Source organism: Pseudomonas sp. AM4(2022) (genome assembly GCF_036346515.1).
GTDB lineage: Bacteria > Pseudomonadota > Gammaproteobacteria > Pseudomonadales > Pseudomonadaceae > Aquipseudomonas > Aquipseudomonas paracarnis.
The window spans coordinates 122,792-145,206 of record NZ_JAOTNW010000005.1; the positions used below are offsets into that span (position 1 = coordinate 122,792).

At 61.1% G+C, this 22,415-nt stretch carries 20 protein-coding genes; 16 read left to right on the plus strand and 4 right to left on the minus strand.

The genetic code is table 11. The annotated features are described in order from the left end of the window. Positions 1-31: 31 nt before the first annotated feature. Entirely contained in the window at positions 32-1,567 is a 1,536-nt protein-coding gene (locus ODQ19_RS08930; protein WP_116666752.1) for an HDOD domain-containing protein, read from the minus strand. A gap of 166 nt (positions 1,568-1,733) precedes the next feature. Here ODQ19_RS08930 and motA point away from each other — a divergent pair, with 166 nt between their 5' ends. Continuing rightward, positions 1,734-2,585 (plus strand): flagellar motor stator protein MotA, encoded by an 852-nt coding sequence (gene motA / locus ODQ19_RS08935; protein ID WP_003188041.1) that lies wholly within the window; start codon positions 1,734-1,736, stop codon positions 2,583-2,585. A gap of 3 nt (positions 2,586-2,588) precedes the next feature. Next, positions 2,589-3,608: a flagellar motor protein MotB gene (gene motB / locus ODQ19_RS08940; RefSeq protein ID WP_060764582.1), complete on the plus strand. Its 1,020-nt coding sequence runs from the start codon at positions 2,589-2,591 to the stop codon at positions 3,606-3,608. A gap of 61 nt (positions 3,609-3,669) precedes the next feature. On the opposite strand, the gene ODQ19_RS08945 is transcribed toward motB, so the two are convergent. Continuing rightward, positions 3,670-4,065 (minus strand): type II toxin-antitoxin system PemK/MazF family toxin, encoded by a 396-nt coding sequence (locus tag ODQ19_RS08945; RefSeq protein WP_005784213.1) that lies wholly within the window; start codon positions 4,063-4,065, stop codon positions 3,670-3,672. A gap of 286 nt (positions 4,066-4,351) precedes the next feature. Next, entirely contained in the window at positions 4,352-5,383 is a 1,032-nt protein-coding gene (rsgA, locus tag ODQ19_RS08950) for a small ribosomal subunit biogenesis GTPase RsgA (RefSeq protein WP_003188044.1), read from the minus strand. A gap of 108 nt (positions 5,384-5,491) precedes the next feature. Between rsgA and orn the strand changes: the two genes are divergently transcribed. Then, positions 5,492-6,034, plus strand: a complete 543-nt coding sequence (gene orn, locus ODQ19_RS08955; RefSeq protein WP_003171343.1) for an oligoribonuclease — start codon at positions 5,492-5,494, stop codon at positions 6,032-6,034. A gap of 191 nt (positions 6,035-6,225) precedes the next feature. Then, positions 6,226-6,843: a trimeric intracellular cation channel family protein gene (locus tag ODQ19_RS08960; protein ID WP_169856984.1), complete on the plus strand. Its 618-nt coding sequence runs from the start codon at positions 6,226-6,228 to the stop codon at positions 6,841-6,843. On the opposite strand, the gene queG is transcribed toward ODQ19_RS08960, so the two are convergent. Beyond that, entirely contained in the window at positions 6,840-7,904 is a 1,065-nt protein-coding gene (gene queG / locus ODQ19_RS08965; RefSeq protein ID WP_330209834.1) for a tRNA epoxyqueuosine(34) reductase QueG, read from the minus strand. The two genes, ODQ19_RS08960 and queG, sit on opposite strands and share 4 nt — an antisense overlap. Before the next feature lie 63 nt (positions 7,905-7,967). On the opposite strand from queG, the gene ODQ19_RS08970 reads away from it, so the two are divergent. The 12 genes from ODQ19_RS08970 to ODQ19_RS09025 all read left to right on the plus strand — a co-directional run bounded on the left by ODQ19_RS08970 (position 7,968) and on the right by ODQ19_RS09025 (position 22,318). Beyond that, a complete protein-coding gene (locus ODQ19_RS08970) occupies positions 7,968-8,828 on the plus strand; it encodes an NAD(P)H-hydrate dehydratase (protein ID WP_330209835.1) in 861 nt (286 codons plus the stop codon). Continuing rightward, entirely contained in the window at positions 8,816-9,286 is a 471-nt protein-coding gene (tsaE, locus tag ODQ19_RS08975) for a tRNA (adenosine(37)-N6)-threonylcarbamoyltransferase complex ATPase subunit type 1 TsaE (protein ID WP_330209836.1), read from the plus strand. Before ODQ19_RS08970 ends, tsaE begins: the two co-directional genes overlap by 13 nt. Before the next feature lie 17 nt (positions 9,287-9,303). Then, a complete protein-coding gene (locus ODQ19_RS08980; RefSeq protein WP_032878208.1) occupies positions 9,304-10,725 on the plus strand; it encodes an N-acetylmuramoyl-L-alanine amidase in 1,422 nt (473 codons plus the stop codon). After that, positions 10,725-12,641 carry a DNA mismatch repair endonuclease MutL gene (gene mutL, locus ODQ19_RS08985; protein ID WP_116666745.1) on the plus strand — a complete coding sequence of 639 codons (1,917 nt, stop codon included), beginning with the start codon at positions 10,725-10,727 and terminating at the stop codon, positions 12,639-12,641. Before ODQ19_RS08980 ends, mutL begins: the two co-directional genes overlap by 1 nt. Further along, positions 12,641-13,612 carry a tRNA (adenosine(37)-N6)-dimethylallyltransferase MiaA gene (gene miaA, locus ODQ19_RS08990; protein ID WP_116666744.1) on the plus strand — a complete coding sequence of 324 codons (972 nt, stop codon included), beginning with the start codon at positions 12,641-12,643 and terminating at the stop codon, positions 13,610-13,612. Before mutL ends, miaA begins: the two co-directional genes overlap by 1 nt. 94 nt (positions 13,613-13,706) lie before the next feature. After that, positions 13,707-13,967 carry an RNA chaperone Hfq gene (gene hfq / locus ODQ19_RS08995; RefSeq protein ID WP_003188059.1) on the plus strand — a complete coding sequence of 87 codons (261 nt, stop codon included), beginning with the start codon at positions 13,707-13,709 and terminating at the stop codon, positions 13,965-13,967. 12 nt (positions 13,968-13,979) lie between these two features. Further along, a complete protein-coding gene (gene hflX, locus ODQ19_RS09000) occupies positions 13,980-15,281 on the plus strand; it encodes a ribosome rescue GTPase HflX (RefSeq protein ID WP_032893840.1) in 1,302 nt (433 codons plus the stop codon). Positions 15,282-15,377: 96 nt separating this feature from the next. Beyond that, a complete protein-coding gene (gene hflK, locus ODQ19_RS09005) occupies positions 15,378-16,553 on the plus strand; it encodes an FtsH protease activity modulator HflK (protein ID WP_003188062.1) in 1,176 nt (391 codons plus the stop codon). Continuing rightward, positions 16,553-17,419, plus strand: coding sequence for a protease modulator HflC (gene hflC / locus ODQ19_RS09010; protein ID WP_003188064.1), 867 nt, complete (start codon positions 16,553-16,555; stop codon positions 17,417-17,419). Before hflK ends, hflC begins: the two co-directional genes overlap by 1 nt. 293 nt (positions 17,420-17,712) lie before the next feature. Beyond that, positions 17,713-18,900 carry an ATP phosphoribosyltransferase regulatory subunit gene (locus tag ODQ19_RS09015; protein WP_003188066.1) on the plus strand — a complete coding sequence of 396 codons (1,188 nt, stop codon included), beginning with the start codon at positions 17,713-17,715 and terminating at the stop codon, positions 18,898-18,900. A 54-nt stretch (positions 18,901-18,954) separates the two neighbouring features. Beyond that, positions 18,955-20,244, plus strand: a complete 1,290-nt coding sequence (locus ODQ19_RS09020; protein WP_003188067.1) for an adenylosuccinate synthase — start codon at positions 18,955-18,957, stop codon at positions 20,242-20,244. A gap of 139 nt (positions 20,245-20,383) precedes the next feature. Continuing rightward, positions 20,384-22,318, plus strand: a complete 1,935-nt coding sequence (locus tag ODQ19_RS09025; protein ID WP_330209837.1) for a methyl-accepting chemotaxis protein — start codon at positions 20,384-20,386, stop codon at positions 22,316-22,318. Positions 22,319-22,415: the final 97 nt, after the last annotated feature.

Here is a 22,415-nt window from a genome sequence, read left to right on the forward strand (position 1 = left end):
GCGATAAAGGCCGGTGATTGTAGCGCAAGCATCAGGCGCTGCGGTTGGTAAAGCTGTGCAGGGCTTTCTCGATGCATTGGGCGGTTTTGCCGAACGCCTGCACGGTGGTTTCCGAGAATGGCCCGCCGCCCTGGTCCGCCACGATCAGCATGACCACGCGACCGTTGCAGCTCAGTGAGCGCAACAGCAGGTGCTCGCCAATAAACAGACGACGCAGGATCGGTGGCAGCAATGCGGAAAACTGCGCATGGTTGTCGGGGTTCAGGCGTACCTGGGCGGACTTTTCCAGCAGACGTTGCAGCAACGTGCTGTTGACCACATCCAGGCTCAGGTGAGCCGCGTCCTTGGGCAGGCCGTCGGCCTGGTGTACACGCAAGGTGCTCAAGGCGCGATCTGCCATGAATATCAGTACCCGCTGCATGCCACTGGCGACCAGGGCTTCCTTGGCGCAAGTGGTCAGGTGCATGGCGTTGGCAAAGCGGCTCGGCTCCACCAGCAGCTCGGTGCAACGCGTGCGCCACACGGCCAGCGCTTCGGCAGTCGGAGGCGGTGCAGGCAGCAAGCCGCGATGGACTTTCTGTACGTGCCACGGCCAGATCAGCGACAGCGCCGGGTGCCAGAGGTCGGGCATCAAGGTGGTACGAGCACTGGTCACCGCTTGCTGGTGGGCTTGCTGTTGCACATCGCTCAACGGCGTTTGCAGGTACAGCGCCGTCAGGTATTGCCAGCGCTCGGTGTGCGGGCAGGTCCAGGACTCCTGGGCCGACATCGCCAGGCCGTTGGCCAGCAACACGGTGTTGGCCGGCTGGTTCAGCCAGCGTCGCAGGTTGGGCTCGGCATCGAGCAATTGCTGGTGGCGCAGGGCATCGTCTTGGCGGGCAATGTGCAGCGCCTTGACCAGCAGGCGTTGCTCGGCCAACAGCAACTTGTAGCCCTGTGAAACCCAGATCGGCAGGTGCCAGGCTTCTGTCAAGCCCAGGCACAGGTCAAGCAAACGCACGCCGAACAGCTGTTGCTCGACCTGGCGCGCCGATTGGCCTTTATGGATCACCCGCAACTCCCACTCCTCCAGAAGCTTGGGGTAGGCGACGGCCATCGGCCACAGTGGCGACAAAAACAGCAGGCTGCCCCAGTGGATGTCCTGCCACAACCGCGCCAGGCGACTGCCGAACAAACCGTTGGCTTGCTGGGATGCGTGCTGGCTGATCAGCAGCAGTTGACGCAAGGCCACGGGGATTTCGCGGGCGGGTACCGAAGGCAGGCGCGCCAACAGCTCCTCGGCACGTTTGAGGCCAAGACGGTTAAGCGCGACTTCAAGGTTTTCCGCAGGTTCGGCCAGGCTACCATGGGCTTGGCTGTTGGCTTCGCGCATCACGCTCAGCACGAGGGCCGGGCTGTCTTGCATCAGCTCCGCAATATCTCGCAATGAACTGCGGCTATCGCGAATAGCTTTGCACACGCGCTCATGACTGGCCTGGGGCACGGGCAGCAGCACGTCGTCCAGGCACTTGATCCAAGCGGCGAGCGTAGTGGGGCGGTTCGTTGGGACTGTCGTTTCAATTGCCATGATTGGGGCGCGATCATCACTTGCGTTCAACACGCCCGGAACGGGCCGAATTGGCTTTTCGCCTTAACGGGCTATAGTCTGGCGCAGTTTTGCCGATAAGTAGAACAAGAGTTTTCTGCTGCACCCAATATGTCCATGAACCCGACGGCGCAAGTACCCCTCTCCTATGGCTAAAATTATCGGCATCATTGTCGTCATCGCAAGTGTGCTCGGAGGGTACGTCCTCTCCCACGGTAAAATCGCCGCACTGATCCAGCCTTTTGAGGTGCTGATTATCGGCGGTGCCGCGTTCGGCGCATTTTTGCAGGCCAACCCAGGCTATATGACCATGCACGTGGTCAAGAAGTCCTTGGGCATGTTCAGCTCGCGCTTCTCCCACACGTTTTATCTGGAAGTGCTGGGGCTGATCTACGAGATCCTCAACAAGAGCCGCCGCGAAGGCATGATGGCGATCGAAGGCGATATCGAAGACGCCGCGGCCAGCCCGATTTTTGCCAAGTACCCGGCCGTGCTCAAAGACGAGCGCATGACCGCGTATATCTGTGATTACCTGCGCATCATGTCCTCCGGCAACATGGCGCCCCACGAGCTGGAAGGCCTGTTCGACATGGAGTTGTTCAGCCTTAAGGAAGAACTGGAGCATCCTTCCCACGCCGTGACCGGCATCGCCGACGGTATGCCTGGTTTTGGTATTGTCGCGGCGGTACTGGGTATCGTGGTGACCATGGCCTCCCTGGGCGAAGGCGATCAGGCGGCCATCGGCATGCACGTAGGTGCGGCGCTGGTGGGCACCTTCTTCGGTATTCTTGCCGCCTATGGTTTCTTCGGCCCGCTCGCCACCTCCCTGGCCCACGATGCCAAGGAAGAAATCAATCTGTACGAAGCGATCAAGGCGTGCCTGGTGGCATCGGCGTCGGGCATGCCGCCGTCGCTGGCCGTGGAGTTCGGGCGCAAGGTGTTGTACCCGAAACATCGTCCAAGTTTCTCCGAGCTGGAACAAGCGGTTCGCGGTCGTTAAGCCATGGAAAACAACCAGCCGATCATCATCAAGCGCGTCAAGCGCTTCGCTGCGGGGCACCATGGCGGCGCCTGGAAAATCGCCTTCGCCGACTTTGCCACGGCGATGATGGCGTTCTTCCTGGTGCTGTGGCTGATGTCCACCGCTACGCCAGAACAGAAGATCGCCATCGCCGGCTACTTCAAAGACCCGATTGGCTTTTCGGAAAGCGGCACGCCGTTTGTCATTGACCTGGGCGGCTCGCCGGAACTGGCGCCCGAGCGCACCATCAACCCCGAAGTGCAAACTGAGTCGCCCCAGGAAAAAATCCCTATTGAGCGCGACACTGTCGAGTCCATGGCCGAGCAGGTCGAACAAGAGCGACTGGAACTGTTGCTGCAAGAATTGCAGAACAAGGTTGAAGAAAACCCACAGTTGCTGAAGTTCAAGGACCAGATTTCCTTCGAGATCACCCCCGAGGGGCTACGCATCCAGATTACCGATGCCGCCAACCGGCCGATGTTCGACTCTGGCAGTGCGCGCTTGAAGCCGTACTTTGAAGACATCCTGCTGGCCATGGCTGACACCATCAAGGCGGTGCCGAACAAGATCAGCATCAGCGGGCATACCGACGCCAAACCCTACGCGGGCCAGGGCGATTTCGGCAACTGGGAACTCTCGGCCAACCGCGCCAATGCTGCCCGGCGTGCGCTGGTGGCCGGCAGCTACCCGGACCCGCAAGTGGCGCGGGTGGTGGGCTTTGCCTCCTCGCAGCTGTTTGATCCCAAAGACCCGTTCAACCCGGTCAACCGCCGCATTGATATCGTGGTGCTGACCAAAAAAGCCCAGCGTGCGATTGAAGGCGATCAACCACCGCCACCGGCACCGACCCAGGGCGACGGTGCGCCAGGCGAAGTGCCGGCCGACCCGAACGCGCTGCCGCCGGAGCAGGAACCGCTGCCAGCCCATGAGCTGCGCCAGAAGCTGAACCTGTTTGATGATGGCGGGATGAAGGATCCTACGGTGCCTGCGCCGGCCTCGTAACTTATCTCTCTACAGCAGAAACCAAAACGCCCCGAATCATTCGGGGCGTTTTCATTGGCGGTCAGAGTGGCAGGTAGGCTTTGACACCATTAACTACGCCCCGCATGTCATCGGCGCACAGGCGTGGGACAAAGTACTCTCGGCCTTTTGTGCGAGTCTTTCTATGCAGCTTGTCGAGGCGCTCGAAGCTGACGGTATAAATCATGTCGCACTTCACCCAAAGCTCTTTATAGCCATCGGACTGAAGTGGATTGGTGCGTAGCAAGTGGTGCCAGTCGTGCTGGGTTTCTGGCGCAGTAGAGGAGATTGGCACCACGGTGCAAAGCTTGCGATTGTGGGTCGCGGTAGGCGATATCACGACAACCTTGCGGATCTTCAGCATTTCCGGTGCAACAAAACCTCGTGTGAAGTCACACAGCAGCACGTCGCCTTGTTTGGGGTGATAGTAGAGAGCCAAATGTTAATTCCCCACAAAAAGCAAAGCCGCCCGAAGGCGGCTTCATTCGACACGCAGCGGAGCTTGCTTCGCCCCTTCTGCGCCGCTGGATCAACCCCGAAAAGGATCCAGACTCCTGCCAGCTTTCGCTGGTGACGGAGCAATTATGGGCATCAGGAAATCTGAATACAAGCTGGCTTGCGTGTATGAGCCACCCAGTTGATCCGAATTCTTGATGCCCGCTCCTGTTAAATCAATGGGCTAGGGCGTTCAGCGCCCTGGTTTATGTGTATCAAGAAATTGACCGTCAATAACTGCTCTCAGGCAAGCTCGCAATAATCGACCGATAGCTGTTCATCCGCTGCTGCTGCACGCGCCCATCTTCCAGTGCCTTGAGCAATGCACAGCCCGGTTCGCGGTCGTGTTTGCAGTCGCGGAAGCGGCAGGTGCCGATCAGGTCGTTGAACTCAATGAAGCCCGCTTCCACATCGCTGCGGCTGACGTGGCCCAAGCCGAACTCACGAATACCGGGTGAGTCGATCAGCTCGCCGCCGCCCGGGAAGTGGAACAACCGTGCGGTGGTGGTGGTGTGGGTGCCCTGGCCGGACAGTTCCGACAGCGGGCCCACACGGGTTTCGACTTCCGGCAACAGGCTGTTGACCAGCGACGACTTGCCCACGCCAGACTGGCCGACGAACACGCTGATACGCCCGTCCAACTGTTGTTGCAGCTGTTCCATGCCGTTGCCGTGGTGAGCTGACACTTCCAGCACCGGGTAGCCCAGGGTGCGGTAGACCGCCAGCAACGCATTGAGCGCGGGGGCGTTCTGCTCGTCGATCAAGTCGAATTTGTTCAGCAACAACAACGGGCGGATGCCGGCATGTTCAGCCGCGACCAGATAACGGTCGATCAGGTTGGCATGGGGCTCGGGCAGCGGCGCGAACACGATCACGATCATGTCGACGTTGGCCGCCACCGGCTTGAGCTGTCCACGGCTGTCGGGGCGGCGCAGTTCGGTGCTGCGCGGCAACTGGGCGACGATGACGCCGATGCCCTGGTTGCCGGCACGCCACACCACTTTGTCGCCGGTGACCAGCGCGGGCAGGTTGGCGCGCAAGTGGCAACGGAACACCTGGCCTGCGAGTTCGCCTTCGAGCGCCTCGACTTCGACCTGCACACCAAAGTGCGCGATCACCAGGCCTGTTTGTTCGGGGCCCAGGTCGCCGCCCTCGAGCGCTTCCACGGCGGAGGATTCACGTTTGGCGGCGCGGGCGGCGCGTTCACCTTGAATCTTTTCGATGCGCCAGTTTTGGCGACGGTTGAGCTGGCGTTTGGCCATTGGTGTTCCGTGTCGATAATGCAAAAGTTGGGTAAAACGGTCGCGAGTCTAGCACGCCCCCGCCTGCTAAACTGCCCGGCTACGCCAAGGTGCCAAGAGAATCAAGCCATGCAAAACCCACAGAACCTGATTTGGATCGATCTGGAAATGACCGGTCTGAACCCCGACACCGACGTCATCATCGAGATGGCGACCATTGTCACCGACAGCAACCTCAACACCTTGGCCGAAGGCCCGGTGATCGCCATCCACCACAGCGACGCGGTACTCGCCACCATGGACGAGTGGAACACCCGCACCCACGGTAACTCCGGGCTGACCCAGCGCGTGCGCGACAGCCGCATCAGCATGGCCGAAGCCGAGGCCGAAACCATCGCCTTTCTGGAAAAATGGGTGCCCAAGGGCAAGTCGCCTATTTGCGGCAATAGCATCTGCCAGGACCGTCGCTTCCTTTATACGCACATGAAGGGGCTGGAAAGTTACTTCCACTACCGCAACCTGGACGTGTCGACCTTGAAGGAACTGGCTGCGCGTTGGGCGCCGGAAGTCAAAGACAGCTTCCATAAAGGCAGCACGCACTTGGCGCTGGATGATATTCGCGAGTCGATTGCCGAGTTGCAGCATTACCGCAAGCATTTCATCAAGGCTTGAAGATGTAGCGCCTGGCCCGACGCCTTCGCGAGCAAGCCCGCTCCCACATATGTTCCCCGTTCGTCATGAAAACTCGGTCAAGTGTGGGAGCGGGCTTGCTCGCGAATGGCGCGACGCGGTCTTTAGCCAAGCGCCCCCTTTTGGTGCTCTCGGCAAATGATTAGACTGCCGGCCTCTCTGTCAGGATCGCCATCATGTTGCTGATGCTCTACCTCGTCGCCATCACCGCCGAAGCCATGACTGGCGCCCTGTCCGCGGGTCGGCGTGGCATGGACTGGTTTGGCGTGGTGCTGATCGCTTGCGTGACGGCCTTGGGCGGCGGTTCGGTGCGCGATGTGTTGCTTGGCCACTACCCGCTGACCTGGGTCAAACACCCGGAATACCTGGTGCTGACCTCCGTTGCGGCATTGGTGACGATCTTTATCGCGCCGCTGATGCGCCGCCTGCGCTCGCTGTTTTTGGCGCTGGACGCCTTGGGGTTGGTGGCGTTTACCCTGATTGGCTGCATGACCGCCCTGGAAATGGGTCACGGCATGTTGGTGGCGTCCGTCAGCGGGGTCATCACCGGCGTATTCGGCGGCATCCTGCGGGACATCTTCTGTAACGACATTCCGCTGATCTTCCGCCGCGAGTTGTACGCCAGCGTGTCATTCCTGGCCGCCTGGTTCTACTTGCTGTGCCTGTATCTGGAACTGCCCAGCGAACAGGCGATTCTGCTGACGCTGTTCAGCGGCTTTCTATTGCGCTTGCTGGCGATCCGTTTTCACTGGGAAATGCCCAAGTTCGTCTACAACGACGACGTACACTAGCGGGCCGCGTGCTGGTTCAGCGCCCACTCCACGTGTTCGCGTACCAGCTCCGAGGGGTAGTCCCGCCGCGCCTTGAGTGCCTCCAATACCGGAATGCTGGAGGGCGCATTGCCCAGGCCCACCGCCAGGTTGCGTAACCAGCGCTCGTAACCGGCGCGGCGTAGGGGTGAGCCCTCGGTGCTGCGGAGGAATTTATCCTCGTCCCACATAAACAATTCGGCCAGTTCAGCGTTATCCAGATTGTGCCGTGGCTTGAAATCGCTTTCGGCGGTGGATCGGGCGAAACGATTCCACGGGCAAACGATCTGACAGTCATCGCAGCCAAACACCCGGTTGCCGATCAGTGGGCGCAGGTCTTCGGGGATGGCGCTCTTGAGTTCGATGGTCAGGTAGGAAATGCAGCGTCGCGCGTCCAGCACGTAAGGGCCGACGAAGGCGTTAGTGGGGCAGATGTCCAGGCACGCCGTGCAGCGGCCGCAGTGTTCGGTGGCGTGGGGTGGGTCCACCGGCAACGGTAAATCGACAAACAGTTCGCTCAGGAAGAAATAACTGCCGGCCTTGCGGTTGAGCACCAGGGTGTTTTTACCGATCCAGCCCAGGCCGGCTTGTTCGGCGATGGCTTTTTCCAGGACCGGCGCGCTGTCGACGAAGGCGCGAAAGCCAAACGGCCCGATCTGCGCCTGGATGCGGTCGGCCAGTTGCTGCACGCGCTTGCGGATCAGCTTGTGGTAATCGCGGCCCAGGGCGTAGCGCGAGATGTAGGCTTTTTCTGGCTGGGCCAGCAATTGCGCCATTTGGGTGTCGCCGGGCAGGTAGTCCATTCGCAGTGACACCACGCGCAAGGTACCGGGCACCAGCTCGTCCGGGTGCGAGCGTTTGCTGCCGTGGGCGCCCATGTAGTCCATCTCGCCGTGGTAACCCGCGTCGAGCCAGCGTTGCAGGTGCTGTTCATGCTCAGCCAGGTCGAGGCCGCTGATGCCCACTTGTTGAAAGCCCAGCTCGCGTCCCCAGTCTTTGATCGATTGGGCAAGGGCGGGCAGATCGGAGGTAATAGCAGGCATGAGACACGGGAAACCACAGGTTAGATGCGTATAATTCTGCCAGACATCGGAGCTTGAAGACGCATGCCTCAGACAAAACACCCAATTACCGACGTTCAGCTGTTGTTGCCCGGCCATTTGCCGCAACTGGCTGCGCGTTCCCCGGACGCCCATAAGGGCCAATTCGGCCACCTGCTGGTCATCGGTGGTGACCATGGCTTTGGCGGCGCGGCGTTGCTGAGCACCGAAAGTGCCCTGCGCAGCGGCGCCGGCATGGTCTCGCTGGCGACGCGGCCGGAACACGTGCCGGCCGCTCTGGCTCGGCTGCCGGAGGTCATGGCCGTCGGCGTGAGTTCGGCCAACCAGTTGATGGGCCTGCTGGAAAAAATCTCGGTGATCGTCATTGGCCCGGGCCTGGGCGATGCCGCTTGGGGCAAAAGCCTGTTGTCGGTTGCAGCCAATGCCCGCCAGCCGCAGGTGTGGGACGCCGACGCGCTCAATCAACTGGCCACTGGCAGCGTCGAGCTGCCGGCCAACTCTGTGATTACTCCTCATCCGGGCGAAGCTGCGCGTTTATTGGGGCTATCGACAGCCGAGGTTCAGGCAGATCGCCTTAAGGTGGCGCGCGCGTTGAGCCACAAATTCAACGCAGTGGCTATCCTCAAGGGTGCTGGCAGTTTGATTGCCAGCCCGGATGGGCGTGTGTCGCGGTGTGATCAAGGCCACCCGGCGATGGCAACAGCGGGGCTCGGCGATGTGCTGGCCGGCCTGGTGGCGGCGTTACTGGCCCAGGGCATGCCGGCGTATGAAGCCGGCTGCCTGGCCGTGTGGTTGCACGCCACGGCGGGGGAACGCCAAGGCAGCTTGGGTCGCGGTTTGGTCGCCAGCGACCTGATTCCTGCCATTCGTCAATTGCTGGAGGAGCAGTCTGCGTGTCTGAAGTGATTCTTTTCCTGGCCGATGAAGAGGCCATGGTCGCGTTGGGCCAGCGTATTTCACAGGTCACGCAAGGGGCCGGGTTGATCTTTCTCGAGGGCGACCTGGGCGCAGGCAAAACCACACTGTCCCGGGGAATTATTCGCGGCCTGGGCCATACCTGCGCGGTAAAAAGCCCGACCTTCACGTTGGTCGAGCCCTACGAGATCGGCGACGTGCGTGCTTTCCATTTCGACCTCTATCGCCTGGTCGATCCCGAAGAGCTGGAGTTCATGGGCATCCGTGATTACTTCGATGAAGATGCGTTGTGCCTGATCGAATGGCCAGATAAAGGCACAGGCTTTTTGCCAAAGCCAGACATGACCATTACCATTACGCCGCATGAGCACGGACGTCAGCTGAAGTTGTTGCCCCAGAGCGCGCGCGCTGAAGCGTGGTGCACCGCTCTGGCATTGGAATTCAAATAAAATTGGTGGGGTTAGGTATGCGCTTTCGCGCGTTGGTTGCTGTCGTGGGGGTGTTGCTTGCGGCAATGACTGTCAATGCTCTGGCTGCTTCACAGGTAAAGAGTGTTCGCCTGTGGCGAGCGCCGGATAACACGCGACTGGTGTTCGACCTGTCTGGCCCGGTCCAGCACAGCGTCTTCACCCTGACGGCGCCTGATCGCCTGGTGATCGACATCAACGGTGCGAGCCTGGCCGCGCCGCTGAAGGTGTCCACCGCCAACACCCCGATTACCGCCATGCGCTCGGCCCAGCGTACGCCGACTGACCTGCGCGTGGTCATCGACCTGAAAAAGGCCGTGACGCCAAAGAGCTTCTCCCTGGCGCCCAACGCCCAATATGGTAACCGACTGGTGGTCGACCTGTTCGACAACCCCGCCGACGCGGCACCACCGCCTGCGCCGACGCCAAGCGTGGCGACGGTGCCTGCGGTGCCGGTCAACCCTTCGCAACCCCAGGTCAAGCTGCCACCGCCGCCGCCTGCACCGGCAGGCAAGCGCGACATCATCGTGGTGATCGACGCCGGCCACGGTGGCGAAGATCCGGGGGCTTCTGGCTCACGCGGCCAGCATGAGAAAGACGTGGTGCTCGCCATCGCTCGCGAGCTGCAGCGCCAGGTCAACGGCATGAAAGGCTACCGCGCCGAGCTGACCCGCACCGGTGACTACTTCATTCCGTTGCGTGGCCGTACCGAAATTGCCCGTAAGAAGGGCGCGGACCTGTTCGTGTCCATTCACGCCGACGCCGCGCCTTCAACCGCTGCCTTTGGCGCCTCGGTATTTGCCCTGTCGGATCGCGGCGCTACCTCCGAGACCGCGCGCTGGCTGGCCGATAGTGAAAACCGCTCCGACTTGATCGGCGGGGCCGGCAACGTCTCCCTTGATGACAAGGACAAGATGCTCGCAGGCGTACTGCTCGACCTGTCGATGACCGCCTCGCTGACCTCCAGCCTCAACGTGGGCCAGAAAGTCCTGAGCAATATCGGCCGTGTGACGTCGCTGCATAAACAGCGGGTGGAACAAGCCGGGTTCATGGTGTTGAAGTCGCCGGATATTCCGTCGATCCTGGTGGAAACCGGGTTTATCTCCAACGCCAACGAAGCGTCGAAACTGGCCAGCGCCAGCCACCAGCAAGCGCTGGCGCGTTCGATCAGCGCCGGTGTGCGCCAGTTCTTCCAGCAGAACCCGCCGCCGGGCACCTATATCGCCTGGCTGCGCGACTCCGGCAAAATCGCCCAGGGCCCGCGTGACCATCGTGTGCAGCCCGGCGACACCGTTGCCATGCTGGCGGTACGTTTCCAGGTCACGCCTGCGGCCTTGCGCAGCGCCAATAACCTGAAAACCGATGAGTTGAAGATCGGCCAGGTGTTGACCATCCCCGGCACTGAATTGGCGGCACAGTAATGAGCGAAACCTTGTTGAACAGCGGCTCGCGCATTGAATTGCTCAGCCCGCGCCTTGCCAACCAGATCGCTGCAGGTGAGGTGGTTGAGCGCCCGGCGTCGGTGATCAAGGAGTTGCTGGAAAACAGCATTGACTCCGGTGCCAAACGCATCGATGTCGATGTGGAGCAGGGCGGCGTCAAGCTGCTGCGGGTACGTGACGATGGCAGCGGCATCTCTTCGGATGACCTGCCCCTGGCCCTGGCCCGTCACGCCACCAGCAAGATCCGTGACCTGGAAGACCTGGAGCGGGTCATGAGCCTGGGCTTTCGTGGTGAGGCCCTGGCCTCCATCAGCTCCGTGGCCCGCCTGACCCTGACCTCCCGCACCCGCGGCGCCGAGCAAGCCTGGCAGGTGGAAACCGAAGGCCGTGACATGGCGCCTCGGGTCCAGCCGGCAGCCCATCCGGTGGGCACCTCGGTGGAAGTGCGCGACCTGTTCTTCAATACCCCGGCACGGCGCAAATTCCTCAAGGCCGAGAAAACCGAATTCGATCACCTGCAAGAAGTGATCAAGCGACTGGCCCTGGCGCGTTTCGATGTGGCCTTTCACCTGCGCCACAATGGCAAGACCATCCTCAGCCTGCACGAAGCCAACGACGACGCCGCCCGTGCTCGGCGGGTGGCAGCGGTGTGTGGCAGCGGGTTCCTGGAACAGGCGCTGCCGATTGAGATCGAGCGTAATGGCTTGAGGTTGTGGGGCTGGGTCGGGTTGCCGACGTTCTCCCGCAGCCAGGCCGACTTGCAGTATTTCTTTGTGAACGGCCGGGCGGTCCGCGACAAACTGGTGGCCCATGCGGTGCGCCAGGCTTATCGCGATGTGCTGTTCAACGGGCGACACCCGACCTTTGTGCTGTTCTTTGAGGTTGACCCTTCGGTGGTCGACGTCAATGTGCACCCGACCAAACACGAGGTGCGCTTCCGTGACGGGCGCATGGTGCATGACTTCCTCTACGGCACGCTGCACCGCGCCTTGGGCGACGTGCGTCCGGATGATCAGTTGTCAGCGCCGATTGTCACAGCGGTGGTGCGGCCAAGCGGTCCGGAAGCCGGCGAGTTCGGCCCCCAGGGTGAGATGAGCCTGGCGGCCAACCTGCTGCAATCGCCACAGGCGCAGCCAGCCTACACGGCGCCAAATTCGGGTGCCGGTGCGGGTTATCAGTATCAATACACACCGCGCCCGCAATCGACGGTGCCGGTGGCCGAGGCCCAGGCGGCGTACCGTGAGTTTTTCGCGCCGCTGCCGGGTGCCGAGCCGGGTGCTGCTGTGGCGTTGCCCGAAGGCGGCGGTGATATTCCGCCGTTGGGCTATGCCCTGGCGCAGCTCAAAGGCATTTATATCCTCGCCGAAAACGCCCATGGCCTGGTGCTGGTGGACATGCACGCCGCCCATGAGCGGATCATGTACGAGCGCCTGAAGATCGCCATGGCCAGCGAAGGCCTCAGCGGCCAGCCGCTGCTGGTGCCCGAATCCCTGGCGGTGAGCCAGCGTGAAGCCGACTGCGCAGAAGAACATCACAGTGTGTTCCAGAAGCTGGGCTTCGAGCTGCAACGCCTGGGCCCGGAAACCCTGGCGATCCGCCAGATTCCCGCGCTGCTCAAGCAGGCCGAGGCCAACCGCCTGGTGGCCGACGTGCTGGCAGACCTGATGGAGTACGGCACCAGCGACCGTATCCAGGCGCATATCAACGAATTGCTCGGCACCATGGCCTGCCACGGCGCCATCCGCGCCAACCGCCGTCTGGCCCTGCCGGAAATGAACGGCCTGCTGCGCGACATGGAAAACACCGAGCGCAGCGGCCAATGCAACCATGGCCGACCGACCTGGACCCAGATGGGCCTGGACGATCTGGACAAACTGTTCCTGCGCGGCCGCTGATGAGTGCCTTGCCCCCCGCCATTTTCCTGATGGGCCCCACGGCTGCCGGCAAGACCGACTTGGCCATCGAGCTGACCAGGGTGCTGCCCTGCGAGTTGATCAGCGTCGACTCTGCCCTGGTTTACCGGGACATGGATATCGGCACGGCCAAGCCGTCGAAGGCGCTGTTGGCCCAGTATCCGCACAAGTTGATCGACATCATCGATCCGGCGCAGAGCTATTCGGCGGCGGATTTTCGCACCGACGCCCTGGCGGCCATGGCCGAGATCACCGCGCGGGGCAATATCCCGCTGCTGGTGGGCGGCACCATGCTCTATTACAAGGCGTTGCAGGAAGGTCTGGCCGATATGCCGCCTGCCGATGCCCAGGTGCGCGCCGAACTTGAAGAAGAGGCTGCGCGCCTTGGCTGGCAGGCCCTTCACGACCAGTTGGCGGCGGTAGACCCGGTGTCTGCGGCACGTATTCACCCCAATGACCCCCAGCGGCTCACACGCGCCCTGGAAGTCTGGCGCGTCAGTGGCCAGACCATGACTGAACATCGGCTGAAACAAACTGCGCAAAGTACTGATGCAGGCGCATCTGGACAGTCACAATTGCCCTATACTGTGGCGAATCTGGCCATCGCTCCGGCAAACCGCCAGGTGTTGCATGAACGAATTGCACAAAGATTCACAATAATGTTGGAACAGGGGTTTGTGGACGAGGTCGTAGCATTGCGTTCAAGAGGCGACCTGCATGCAGGGCTGCCTTCGATACGTGCTGTAGGCTACCGCCAAGTCTGGGATCATCTGGATGGCAAGCTGACGTCAGCCGAAATGCAGGAGCGCGGCATCATTGCCACGCGCCAATTGGCGAAGCGCCAGTTCACCTGGCTGCGCAGCTGGAGCGATTTGCACTGGTTGGACAGCCTGGACAGCGACAATCTGTCACGCGCCTTGAAATACTTGGGAACGGTCTCCATATTGAGCTGAGTCCTTGCAATTGCCGTCCATCCTTGGGGGTGTGACGGCCATAAGCTATCTATTTTCCGATTTTTTATTATTGATCCTTAAAGGAGTGCGGCACATGTCAAAAGGGCATTCGCTACAAGACCCTTACTTGAATACTTTACGTAAAGAGAAAGTTGGGGTTTCCATCTATCTGGTCAACGGCATCAAGCTGCAAGGTACGATCGAGTCGTTCGACCAATTCGTTATCCTGCTAAAAAACACCGTCAGCCAGATGGTTTACAAGCACGCTATCTCGACAGTCGTTCCAGTTCGTCCAATCCGTCTGCCTAGCGCAGCAGGTGATGAACAGGGTGACGCTGAGCCAGGTAACGCCTGATAGGAGTCTCCTTTGTTCTTTGAGCGCCACGGTGGTGGTGAGCGAGTAATCCTCGTTCACTTGGATGGACAGGACCCTGAGGCGCGCGAAGATCCGCAGGAGTTTCAGGAGTTGGCAAATTCGGCCGGCGCCGAGACCGTTGCGTTTTTTAACGTACCGCGTCATCGGCCAACCGCCAAATACCTGATTGGCAGCGGCAAGGTCGAGGAACTGCGCGACCTGGTTCATGCCGAAGAAGCCGATCTGGTGATCTTCAATCACACTCTCACGCCCAGTCAGGAACGTAACCTCGAACGTGTTTTCGAGTGTCGCGTGATCGACCGTACCGGCCTGATTCTCGATATTTTCGCCCAGCGCGCCCGTACCCATGAAGGCAAGCTCCAGGTCGAACTGGCCCAGCTTGACCACATGAGCACGCGCCTGGTTCGCGGCTGGACTCACCTTGAGCGTCAGGGTGGCGGTATCGGCATGCGTGGCCCGGGTGAAACCCAGTTGGAAACCGACCGGCGTCTGCTGCGGGTTCGCCTGCGCCAGATCAAGGGCCGCCTGGAAAAAGTGCGCAGTCAGCGTGAACAGTCGCGACGTGGCCGTTCCCGTGCGGATATCCCTACGGTGTCGTTGGTGGGCTACACCAACGCCGGCAAATCCACGCTGTTCAATAACGTGACCCAGTCGGATGTGTACGCGGCCGACCAACTGTTCGCCACCCTCGACCCGACCCTTCGGCGTCTGGACATCGACGACCTGGGGCCGATTGTGCTGGCCGATACCGTGGGTTTCATTCGTCACCTGCCCCACAAGCTCGTCGAGGCATTTCGGTCTACGCTCGAAGAGTCGAGCAATTCCGACCTGCTGTTGCACGTGATCGATGCGGCCGAACCGGATCGCATGTTGCAGATTGAACAGGTCATGGTGGTGCTGGGCGAGATTGGCGCCCAGGACTTGCCGATCCTCGAGGTCTATAACAAACTCGATTTGCTTGAAGGCGTTGAGCCACAGATCCAGCGCGACGAGAACGGCAAGCCCCAGCGGGTCTGGCTGTCGGCGCGAGATGGCAGTGGCTTGGAGCTGCTGGAACAAGCCATTGCCGAATTGCTCGGCAGCGATTTGTTCGTCGGCACCTTGCGCTTGCCGCAGCGTTTTGCTCGACTGCGTGCACAGTTTTTCGAGTTGGGCGCGGTACAAAAAGAAGAACACGACGAAGAAGGTGTCAGCTTGCTGGCTGTTCGATTGCCACGTTCGGAGCTCAATCGGCTGGTCAGCCGAGAGGGTGTTGTACCGGCAGAGTTTATCGAACAACACACTTTGCAATAAAAGCCTGAGAAAGCGGTTGTGCCGCAGTAGCAGGCATTCTGTAGCATTGGTCGGCGCGCCGTGGGTGCGTCTTTGCTTTATCAGATGGAGAGCGCTATGGCTTGGAATGAGCCGGGTGGCAACTCGAATAATCAGGATCCTTGGGGTGGTAAGCGCCGCAATAATGGCGACCGCAAGGGGCCACCGGATCTCGACGAGGCCTTCCGAAAGCTGCAGGAAAGCCTGAATGGGTTGTTCGGTGGTGGAAAAAAACGCGGTGGTGACGACGGCGGTCGCACAAGCAAGGGCGGTGGCTATGGCCTGCTGGGCCTGGGCCTTGTCGTGCTTGCGGCCGTATGGCTCTACAGTGCCGTGTACGTGGTGGACGAGCAGGAGCAAGCCGTGGTGCTGCGTTTCGGCAAGTACTACGAGACTGTCGGCCCGGGCCTGAATATCTATTTCCCGCCGATCGACAAGAAGTACATGGAGAACGTGACGCGTGAGCGTGCGTACACCAAGCAGGGCCAGATGCTGACCGAAGACGAGAACATCGTCGAAGTGCCGCTGACCGTGCAGTACAAGATCAGCAACCTGCAAGACTTCGTGCTGAACGTTGATCAGCCGGAAATCAGCCTGCAACACGCAACCGAAAGTGCCCTGCGCCACGTGGTGGGTTCCACCGCCATGGACCAGGTGCTCACCGAAGGTCGTGAGTTGATGGCCAGCGAAATCAAGGAGCGTCTACAACGCTTTCTCGACACTTACCGCACCGGTATCACCGTTACTCAGGTGAACGTACAGAGCGCAGCGGCACCGCGTGAAGTGCAGGAAGCCTTTGACGACGTGATCCGTGCACGTGAAGACGAGCAGCGTTCGCGCAACCAGGCTGAAACCTATGCCAACGGCGTTGTGCCGGAAGCCCGTGGTCAGGCCCAGCGCATCCTTGAAGATGCCAACGGTTACCGCGACGAAGTGGTCTCCCGCGCCAAGGGTGAGGCAGATCGTTTTACCAAGCTGGTCGCCGAGTACCGCAAGGCACCTGAAGTGACCCGCGAGCGTCTGTACCTGGACACCATGCAGGAAGTCTTCAGCAACACCAGCAAGGTTCTCGTGACCGGCAGCAAAGGTGGGCAGAACAACCTGCTGTACCTGCCGCTGGACAAGATGATCGAAGGTGGTCGTAGCGGCGCCAGTGCACCGTCCACCGGTTCGAATGCCGCTGCCAACGAAGCGAGCGCCCGTGCGGCCGCTGACTTGCTGCAACAGCAAACACGTACCAGGGAGAGCCGTTGATGAGCAATAAATCGCTGACCGCCCTGATTGTGGGCGTCGTCGTGGTCATCGCTGCCTGGAACTGCTTCTACATCGTCGCTCAGACCGAGCGTGCGGTGCTGCTGCAATTCGGTCGCGTGGTCCAGGCGGATGTCCAGCCGGGCCTGCATGTGAAAGTCCCCTACGTCAACCAGGTGCGCAAGTTTGACGCCCGCCTGATGACCCTGGATGCACCGACACAGCGCTTCCTGACCCTGGAAAAGAAAGCCGTGATGGTTGACGCCTACGCCAAGTGGCGCGTCAAGGATGCCGAGCGCTTCTACACCGCGACTTCCGGCCTCAAGCAGATTGCCGACGAGCGTTTGTCCCGTCGTCTGGAATCGGGCCTGCGTGACCAGTTTGGTAAGCGCACCCTGCACGAGGTGGTATCCGGTGAGCGTGATGCGCTGATGGCTGACATCACCCGCTCGCTGAACACCATGGCGGAAAAAGAGCTGGGTATTGAAGTGGTCGACGTTCGCGTCAAGGCCATTGACCTGCCCAAGGAAGTAAACCGCAGCGTGTTCGAGCGTATGAGCACCGAGCGTGAGCGTGAAGCGCGTGAGCACCGTGCCAAGGGTAACGAGTTGGCTGAAGGTATCCGTGCCGATGCCGACCGTCAGCGTCGTGTACTGCTGGCAGAAGCCTATCGTGAGTCTGAAGAGGCGCGTGGTGATGGTGATGCTCAAGCCGCGGCGATCTACGCCAAGGCTTACGGCCAGGACCAGGAGTTCTACGCGTTCTACCGTAGCCTGCGCGCCTACCGTGAAAGCTTCGCGAACAAAACCGACGTACTGGTGCTGGACCCAAGTAGCGACTTCTTCCGCTACCTGGAAAAGTCCAAGTAACCAGCCCGTGATTCTGTAAGGCGCACTCCGTCGGGCGGCTAAAATGCCTGGCGGGGTGATCCTTTCAGAAAACGGGTGTATGATGCGGCAGCCGGGAAATTCCCGGCTTTTTTGCGTCTGCATGTTTGATTCGGCAGGCGTGACAGGTTTTTCGAGGAAAGTGCCCGACGAGGCCGTTTGCAGGCCGTTCGTCACGTCGCTCTTGCGCGTGGTTTATGCAAGGGGCGGGTATTTTCTGCTTCACTCAAGGCTCGGCCGAGGGCTGGCCGCCTGGATCAAAGGGGAATGGCGTAATGGCAACGGTAGACCGCTGGCTGCTGCCAGATGGCATCGAAGAAGTACTGCCACCAGAAGCTGCGCGCATTGAAGTAGCGCGTCGCCAGGTGTTGGATCTGTTCCAGAGCTGGGGTTACGAGTTTGTCGTGACTCCCCATATCGAGTACCTGGAATCCCTGCTGACCGGCGCGGGCCAGGACCTGGATCTGCGCACCTTCAAGGTCATCGACCCGCAATCGGGCCGGCAAATGGGGTTCCGTGCCGACATCACGCCGCAAGTGGCGCGCATCGATGCGCACACCCTGCGTCGCGAAGGCCCGAGCCGCCTGTGCTACGCAGGCAGCGTACTGCATGCCCAGCCGCGCGCCTTGTCGTCTTCCCGTAGCCCGATCCAGTTGGGCGCCGAGTTGTACGGCGATGCCAGCCCGAGCAGCGATGTTGAAGTGATCAGCCTGATGCTGGCCATGCTGCAACTGGCGGATGTGCCGGATGTGCACATGGACCTGGGCCACGTCGGTATCTACCGTGGCCTGGCGCGCGCAGCCGGGTTGTCCGGTGAAGTGGAGCAACAGTTGTTCGATGCTCTGCAGCGCAAGGCGATCGATGAAGTGATCGCCCTCACCGAGGGTGTGCCTGCCGAGCTGGCTGGCATGCTGCGGGCGCTGGTAGACCTGTGCGGCGGCCGTGAAGTGCTGGTGGCTGCGCGTGAGCGCCTGGCCAATGCGCCGGCACCGGTATTGGCAGCACTGGATGATGTGCTGGCAATTGCCGAGCGCCTGTCGGCACGGTTCCCGGAGCTGCCGCTGTATTTTGATCTGGGTGAATTGCGCGGCTACCACTACCACACCGGTGTGGTGTTCGCGGTATTCGTCCCGGGTGTTGGCCAGGCCATCGCCCAAGGTGGTCGCTATGACGATATCGGCGCCGACTTCGGTCGTGCGCGTCCGGCCACTGGTTTCTCCACCGATTTGAAAACCCTGGTGACCCTGGGGCGTGCTGAGGTCGAGCTGCCGTCTGGTGGCATCTGGATGCCCGACAGTACGGACGCAGCGCTCTGGCAGCAGGTTTGCCAGTTACGCCGTGAGGGTCAGCGTGTAGTCCAGGCCTTGCCTGGGCAGCCATTGGCCGCCGCCCGTGAAGCGGACTGCGACCGGCAATTGATTCAGCAGAACGGGCTTTGGCAAGTATCGCCACTGGCTTCTTGAGTTTTCCTGCCGGCCATCGCCGGCACCAAGTTTGCGCGAATGAGGACAAGTGTTATGGGTAAGAATGTCGTAGTCCTGGGCACCCAATGGGGTGATGAGGGCAAAGGCAAGATCGTTGATCTGCTGACCGAACATGCTGCCGCCGTAGTGCGCTACCAAGGTGGCCACAACGCTGGCCACACCCTGGTCATCGATGGCGAAAAAACCGTCTTGCACCTGATCCCGTCGGGTGTCCTGCGCGAAGGCGTGCAGTGCCTGATCGGCAACGGCGTGGTGGTCGCACCTGACGCCCTGCTGCGCGAGATCACCAAGCTGGAAGAAAAAGGCGTACCGGTGCGCGAGCGCCTGCGTATCAGCCCGTCCTGCCCGCTGATCCTGTCCTTCCACGTTGCGCTGGACCAGGCCCGTGAAAAGGCGCGTGGCGAGCTGAAGATCGGCACCACCGGTCGCGGCATCGGCCCGGCCTACGAAGACAAGGTCGCACGTCGTGGCCTGCGTGTGGGCGACCTGCTCAACATGCCGCGCTTTGAAGACAAGCTGCGTGAACTGGTGGATTACCACAACTTCATGTTGGTGGGTTACTACAAAGAGCCAGCCATCGAGTTTGAAAAGACCCTGGCCGAGTGCAAGGAATACGCTGAGCTGCTCAAGCCGCTGATGCTGGACGTGACGGCCGAGCTGCACGACCTGCGTCGCGCTGGCAAAGACATCATGTTCGAAGGTGCCCAGGGTTCGTTGCTGGACATCGACCACGGTACCTACCCGTACGTGACCAGCTCCAACACCACCGCTGGCGGCGTTGCCACCGGTTCTGGCGTTGGCCCGATGTTCCTGGACTACATCCTGGGTATCACCAAGGCCTACACCACTCGCGTAGGTTCGGGCCCGTTCCCGACTGAGCTGTTCGACGACGTCGGCGCGCACCTGGCCAAGCAAGGCCACGAATTCGGCGCCACCACTGGCCGTGCTCGTCGTTGCGGCTGGTTCGATGCCGTTATCCTGCGTCGTGCTATCGATGTGAACAGCATCTCGGGCATCTGCCTGACCAAGCTGGACGTACTCGACGGTCTGGAAACCATCAACATCTGCACTGGCTACAAAGATGCTGAAGGTAACGACGTTGCCCCGACCGACGCTGACAGCTACGTGGGCCTGCAGCCTGTGTACGAAGAAGTGCCGGGCTGGACTGAATCGACCGTGGGCGCCAAGACCCTGGAAGAGCTGCCAGCCAACGCTCGTGCTTACATCAAGCGCGTCGAAGCGTTGATTGGCGCGCCGATCGACATTATTTCGACGGGCCCGGACCGCAACGAGACCATCGTTCTGCGTCACCCGTTCGCCTAATAAGCTGTTGATGTAAAAAGCAATGGGCTCCTTCGGGAGCCCTTTGTCGTTTCTGCCTGGCAAGCGGCACGACCCTTGCTGTGTTTCCCTCTTTCGAGGTGCTATCAAAATAGTGGCACCCGTGGTGGAGGGATTTCCAGTGTCTGCCGTTCTCTCGTTGTTACAAAGCCGTCTGTTGCGGCCGGTGTTCGTTACCCTTGGTATCGCTCTTTTGGTGCAAGTGCTGGTGGCTGTCGCTCTGACGCGGAGCACGGTGACGGCGCTGGAAGCCGATTTGGGCAATCGACTGGGCATAGATAGCCAGAAGTTGTCTGGGGAACTGGCCCAGGCTGGCAAGGAAGTCACGTCCAGCCTGGACAGCCTGTCCGCCAGCACGCGTAAGCGACTGACAGCCGGGCTTTCCACGCGCTTGCAGGAAGAGCAAAAGCAGTTGCGTGCGACGCTGGAAAAAGACCTGCAGGACTCCGCCAATGACATGGCGCAACTGCTGGCCTCGGTCGCGCCCCGTGCCATGTGGGACAGTGACGTGCCGACCCTTTCAGAGTTTGCCCGCCGGGCCCAGCGCAACCCCAATGTGCTGTTTGTGGTGTATGACGACGCCGCAGGCGAGCACCTGACCCGATACCTGAACCGCGAAAACCCGATCAACCAGGCCCTGCTGGCAAAGGGCGCAGGGGAGCGTGCCCTGGACAAGGTGCTGGACGCGGCCAAGACAGACTCTTCCGTGTACTACGTTGAAGCCTCCATCAGCCCCAACGGTGTGGAAATCGGCAAGGTGCGCATGGGTGTGTCGACCGCGATGGTTGAAGCCGACCTGCAAGCCTTGGATAAGCGCTTTGCCGCGCTGATCGCCAGCGGCGATCAACTGGTGGGCGACAGCCTCAAGGGCGCCGCAGCTGACAGCGCCAGCGCCATGGGCGCCCGGCTGCAATCGGCGCAAGCCACTGCCACGCAAATGACGGCCAACACCGCCGCCGCCGTGCAAGAAGCGGCGGGCACCCTGCGCTGGCGTATCGGCATGGGCCTGGCACTGGTGGGGCTTGGCGTATTGCTGCTGATCGCTATTGTGCTGGGCCGGCGCGTGGTCAATCGCTTGAAGCTGCTGATTGCCGCGATGGATGACCTGGCGGCCGGCGAGGGCGACCTCACCAAGCGCGTGCAGATCAACAGCAAGGATGAAATCGGTGATATGGCCTCGGCGGTCAATCGCTTTGTGGATAAGTTGCAGCCCATCGTGCGCGAGGCAGGCGACGTGGCCCAGCGTACTGGCGTGGAAATCGGCGCCATGACGTTACGCAATGCTGGCGCCGATGCGGCGGCCGGCTTGCAGCGTGATGAAGTGGCCGAGAGTTTGCGCGCTTTGTCGCAAATGGCCGATGAGGCCCAGGCTGAAAGCCACGCCATGCAGGCGGCGTTACAGCAGGTGGTGGATATTCGTCAGGCTACGGACGAAAACTCGCGCACTTCGGCTGAAGTCGGCAGCTTGATTGAGGCGCTGGCGGGGCAGGTCCAGGCCGGCTCCCAGGTAATCGAGCGCCTGGCGCAGCAAAGCGAGCAAATCGAGGTCGTGCTCACCGTGATTCATGGCATCGCCGAGCAAACCAACCTGCTTGCCCTCAACGCGGCCATCGAGGCGGCACGGGCTGGCGAGACTGGGCGTGGCTTTGCGGTGGTGGCCGACGAAGTGCGTGCGCTGGCCAGCAAGACTCAAAGCTCCACTGGCGATATCCAGGCGCATATCGTGGCATTACAGCAGGGCGCGCGTGAGGCGGTGGAAACCATCGGCAAGGCGGGGCGCCAGGCCAATGAGGGCTTGCTGGTGCTGCGCGACAGCGTGCGCCTTCAGCAGACAGTGCAGGCTTCTGTGGAGCAGGTGCATGCGGCGATTGGCCTGGCGACGCGTGCGGCCGAGCATCAAGCCCGGGGCGCGCATGCGGTGCGTGGGCGCGTGGAGGTGATCCATGCCCAGGCCGAGCGAGCGGCGCAGGCGGTGGTGGAGACGACGGCCAGTGGCAAGGTGCTGGATGGGTTGGCGGCGCAGTTGAAGGCGAGCTTGGGGCAGTTCAGGGCGTGAGGTTGTCTGGACTGGCCTCATCGCAGGCAAGCCAGCTCCCACATTCAACTGCATTCCAAAGTTGGAACTCGGTCACTGTGGGAGCTGGCTTGCCTGC

Bases quoted from the DNA above. Each gene is read 5' to 3' on its own strand.
- ODQ19_RS08930 (WP_116666752.1), bottom strand. From the start codon at position 1,567: ATGGCAATTGAAACGACAGTCCCAACGAACCGCCCCACTACGCTCGCC.
- motA (WP_003188041.1), top strand. From the start codon at position 1,734: ATGGCTAAAATTATCGGCATCATTGTCGTCATCGCAAGTGTGCTCGGA.
- motB (WP_060764582.1), top strand. From the start codon at position 2,589: ATGGAAAACAACCAGCCGATCATCATCAAGCGCGTCAAGCGCTTCGCT.
- rsgA (WP_003188044.1), bottom strand. From the start codon at position 5,383: ATGGCCAAACGCCAGCTCAACCGTCGCCAAAACTGGCGCATCGAAAAG.
- orn (WP_003171343.1), top strand. From the start codon at position 5,492: ATGCAAAACCCACAGAACCTGATTTGGATCGATCTGGAAATGACCGGT.
- queG (WP_330209834.1), bottom strand. From the start codon at position 7,904: ATGCCTGCTATTACCTCCGATCTGCCCGCCCTTGCCCAATCGATCAAA.
- ODQ19_RS08970 (WP_330209835.1), top strand. From the start codon at position 7,968: ATGCCTCAGACAAAACACCCAATTACCGACGTTCAGCTGTTGTTGCCC.
- ODQ19_RS08980 (WP_032878208.1), top strand. From the start codon at position 9,304: ATGCGCTTTCGCGCGTTGGTTGCTGTCGTGGGGGTGTTGCTTGCGGCA.
- mutL (WP_116666745.1), top strand. From the start codon at position 10,725: ATGAGCGAAACCTTGTTGAACAGCGGCTCGCGCATTGAATTGCTCAGC.
- miaA (WP_116666744.1), top strand. From the start codon at position 12,641: ATGAGTGCCTTGCCCCCCGCCATTTTCCTGATGGGCCCCACGGCTGCC.
- hfq (WP_003188059.1), top strand. From the start codon at position 13,707: ATGTCAAAAGGGCATTCGCTACAAGACCCTTACTTGAATACTTTACGT.
- hflK (WP_003188062.1), top strand. From the start codon at position 15,378: ATGGCTTGGAATGAGCCGGGTGGCAACTCGAATAATCAGGATCCTTGG.
- hflC (WP_003188064.1), top strand. From the start codon at position 16,553: ATGAGCAATAAATCGCTGACCGCCCTGATTGTGGGCGTCGTCGTGGTC.
- ODQ19_RS09015 (WP_003188066.1), top strand. From the start codon at position 17,713: ATGGCAACGGTAGACCGCTGGCTGCTGCCAGATGGCATCGAAGAAGTA.
- ODQ19_RS09020 (WP_003188067.1), top strand. From the start codon at position 18,955: ATGGGTAAGAATGTCGTAGTCCTGGGCACCCAATGGGGTGATGAGGGC.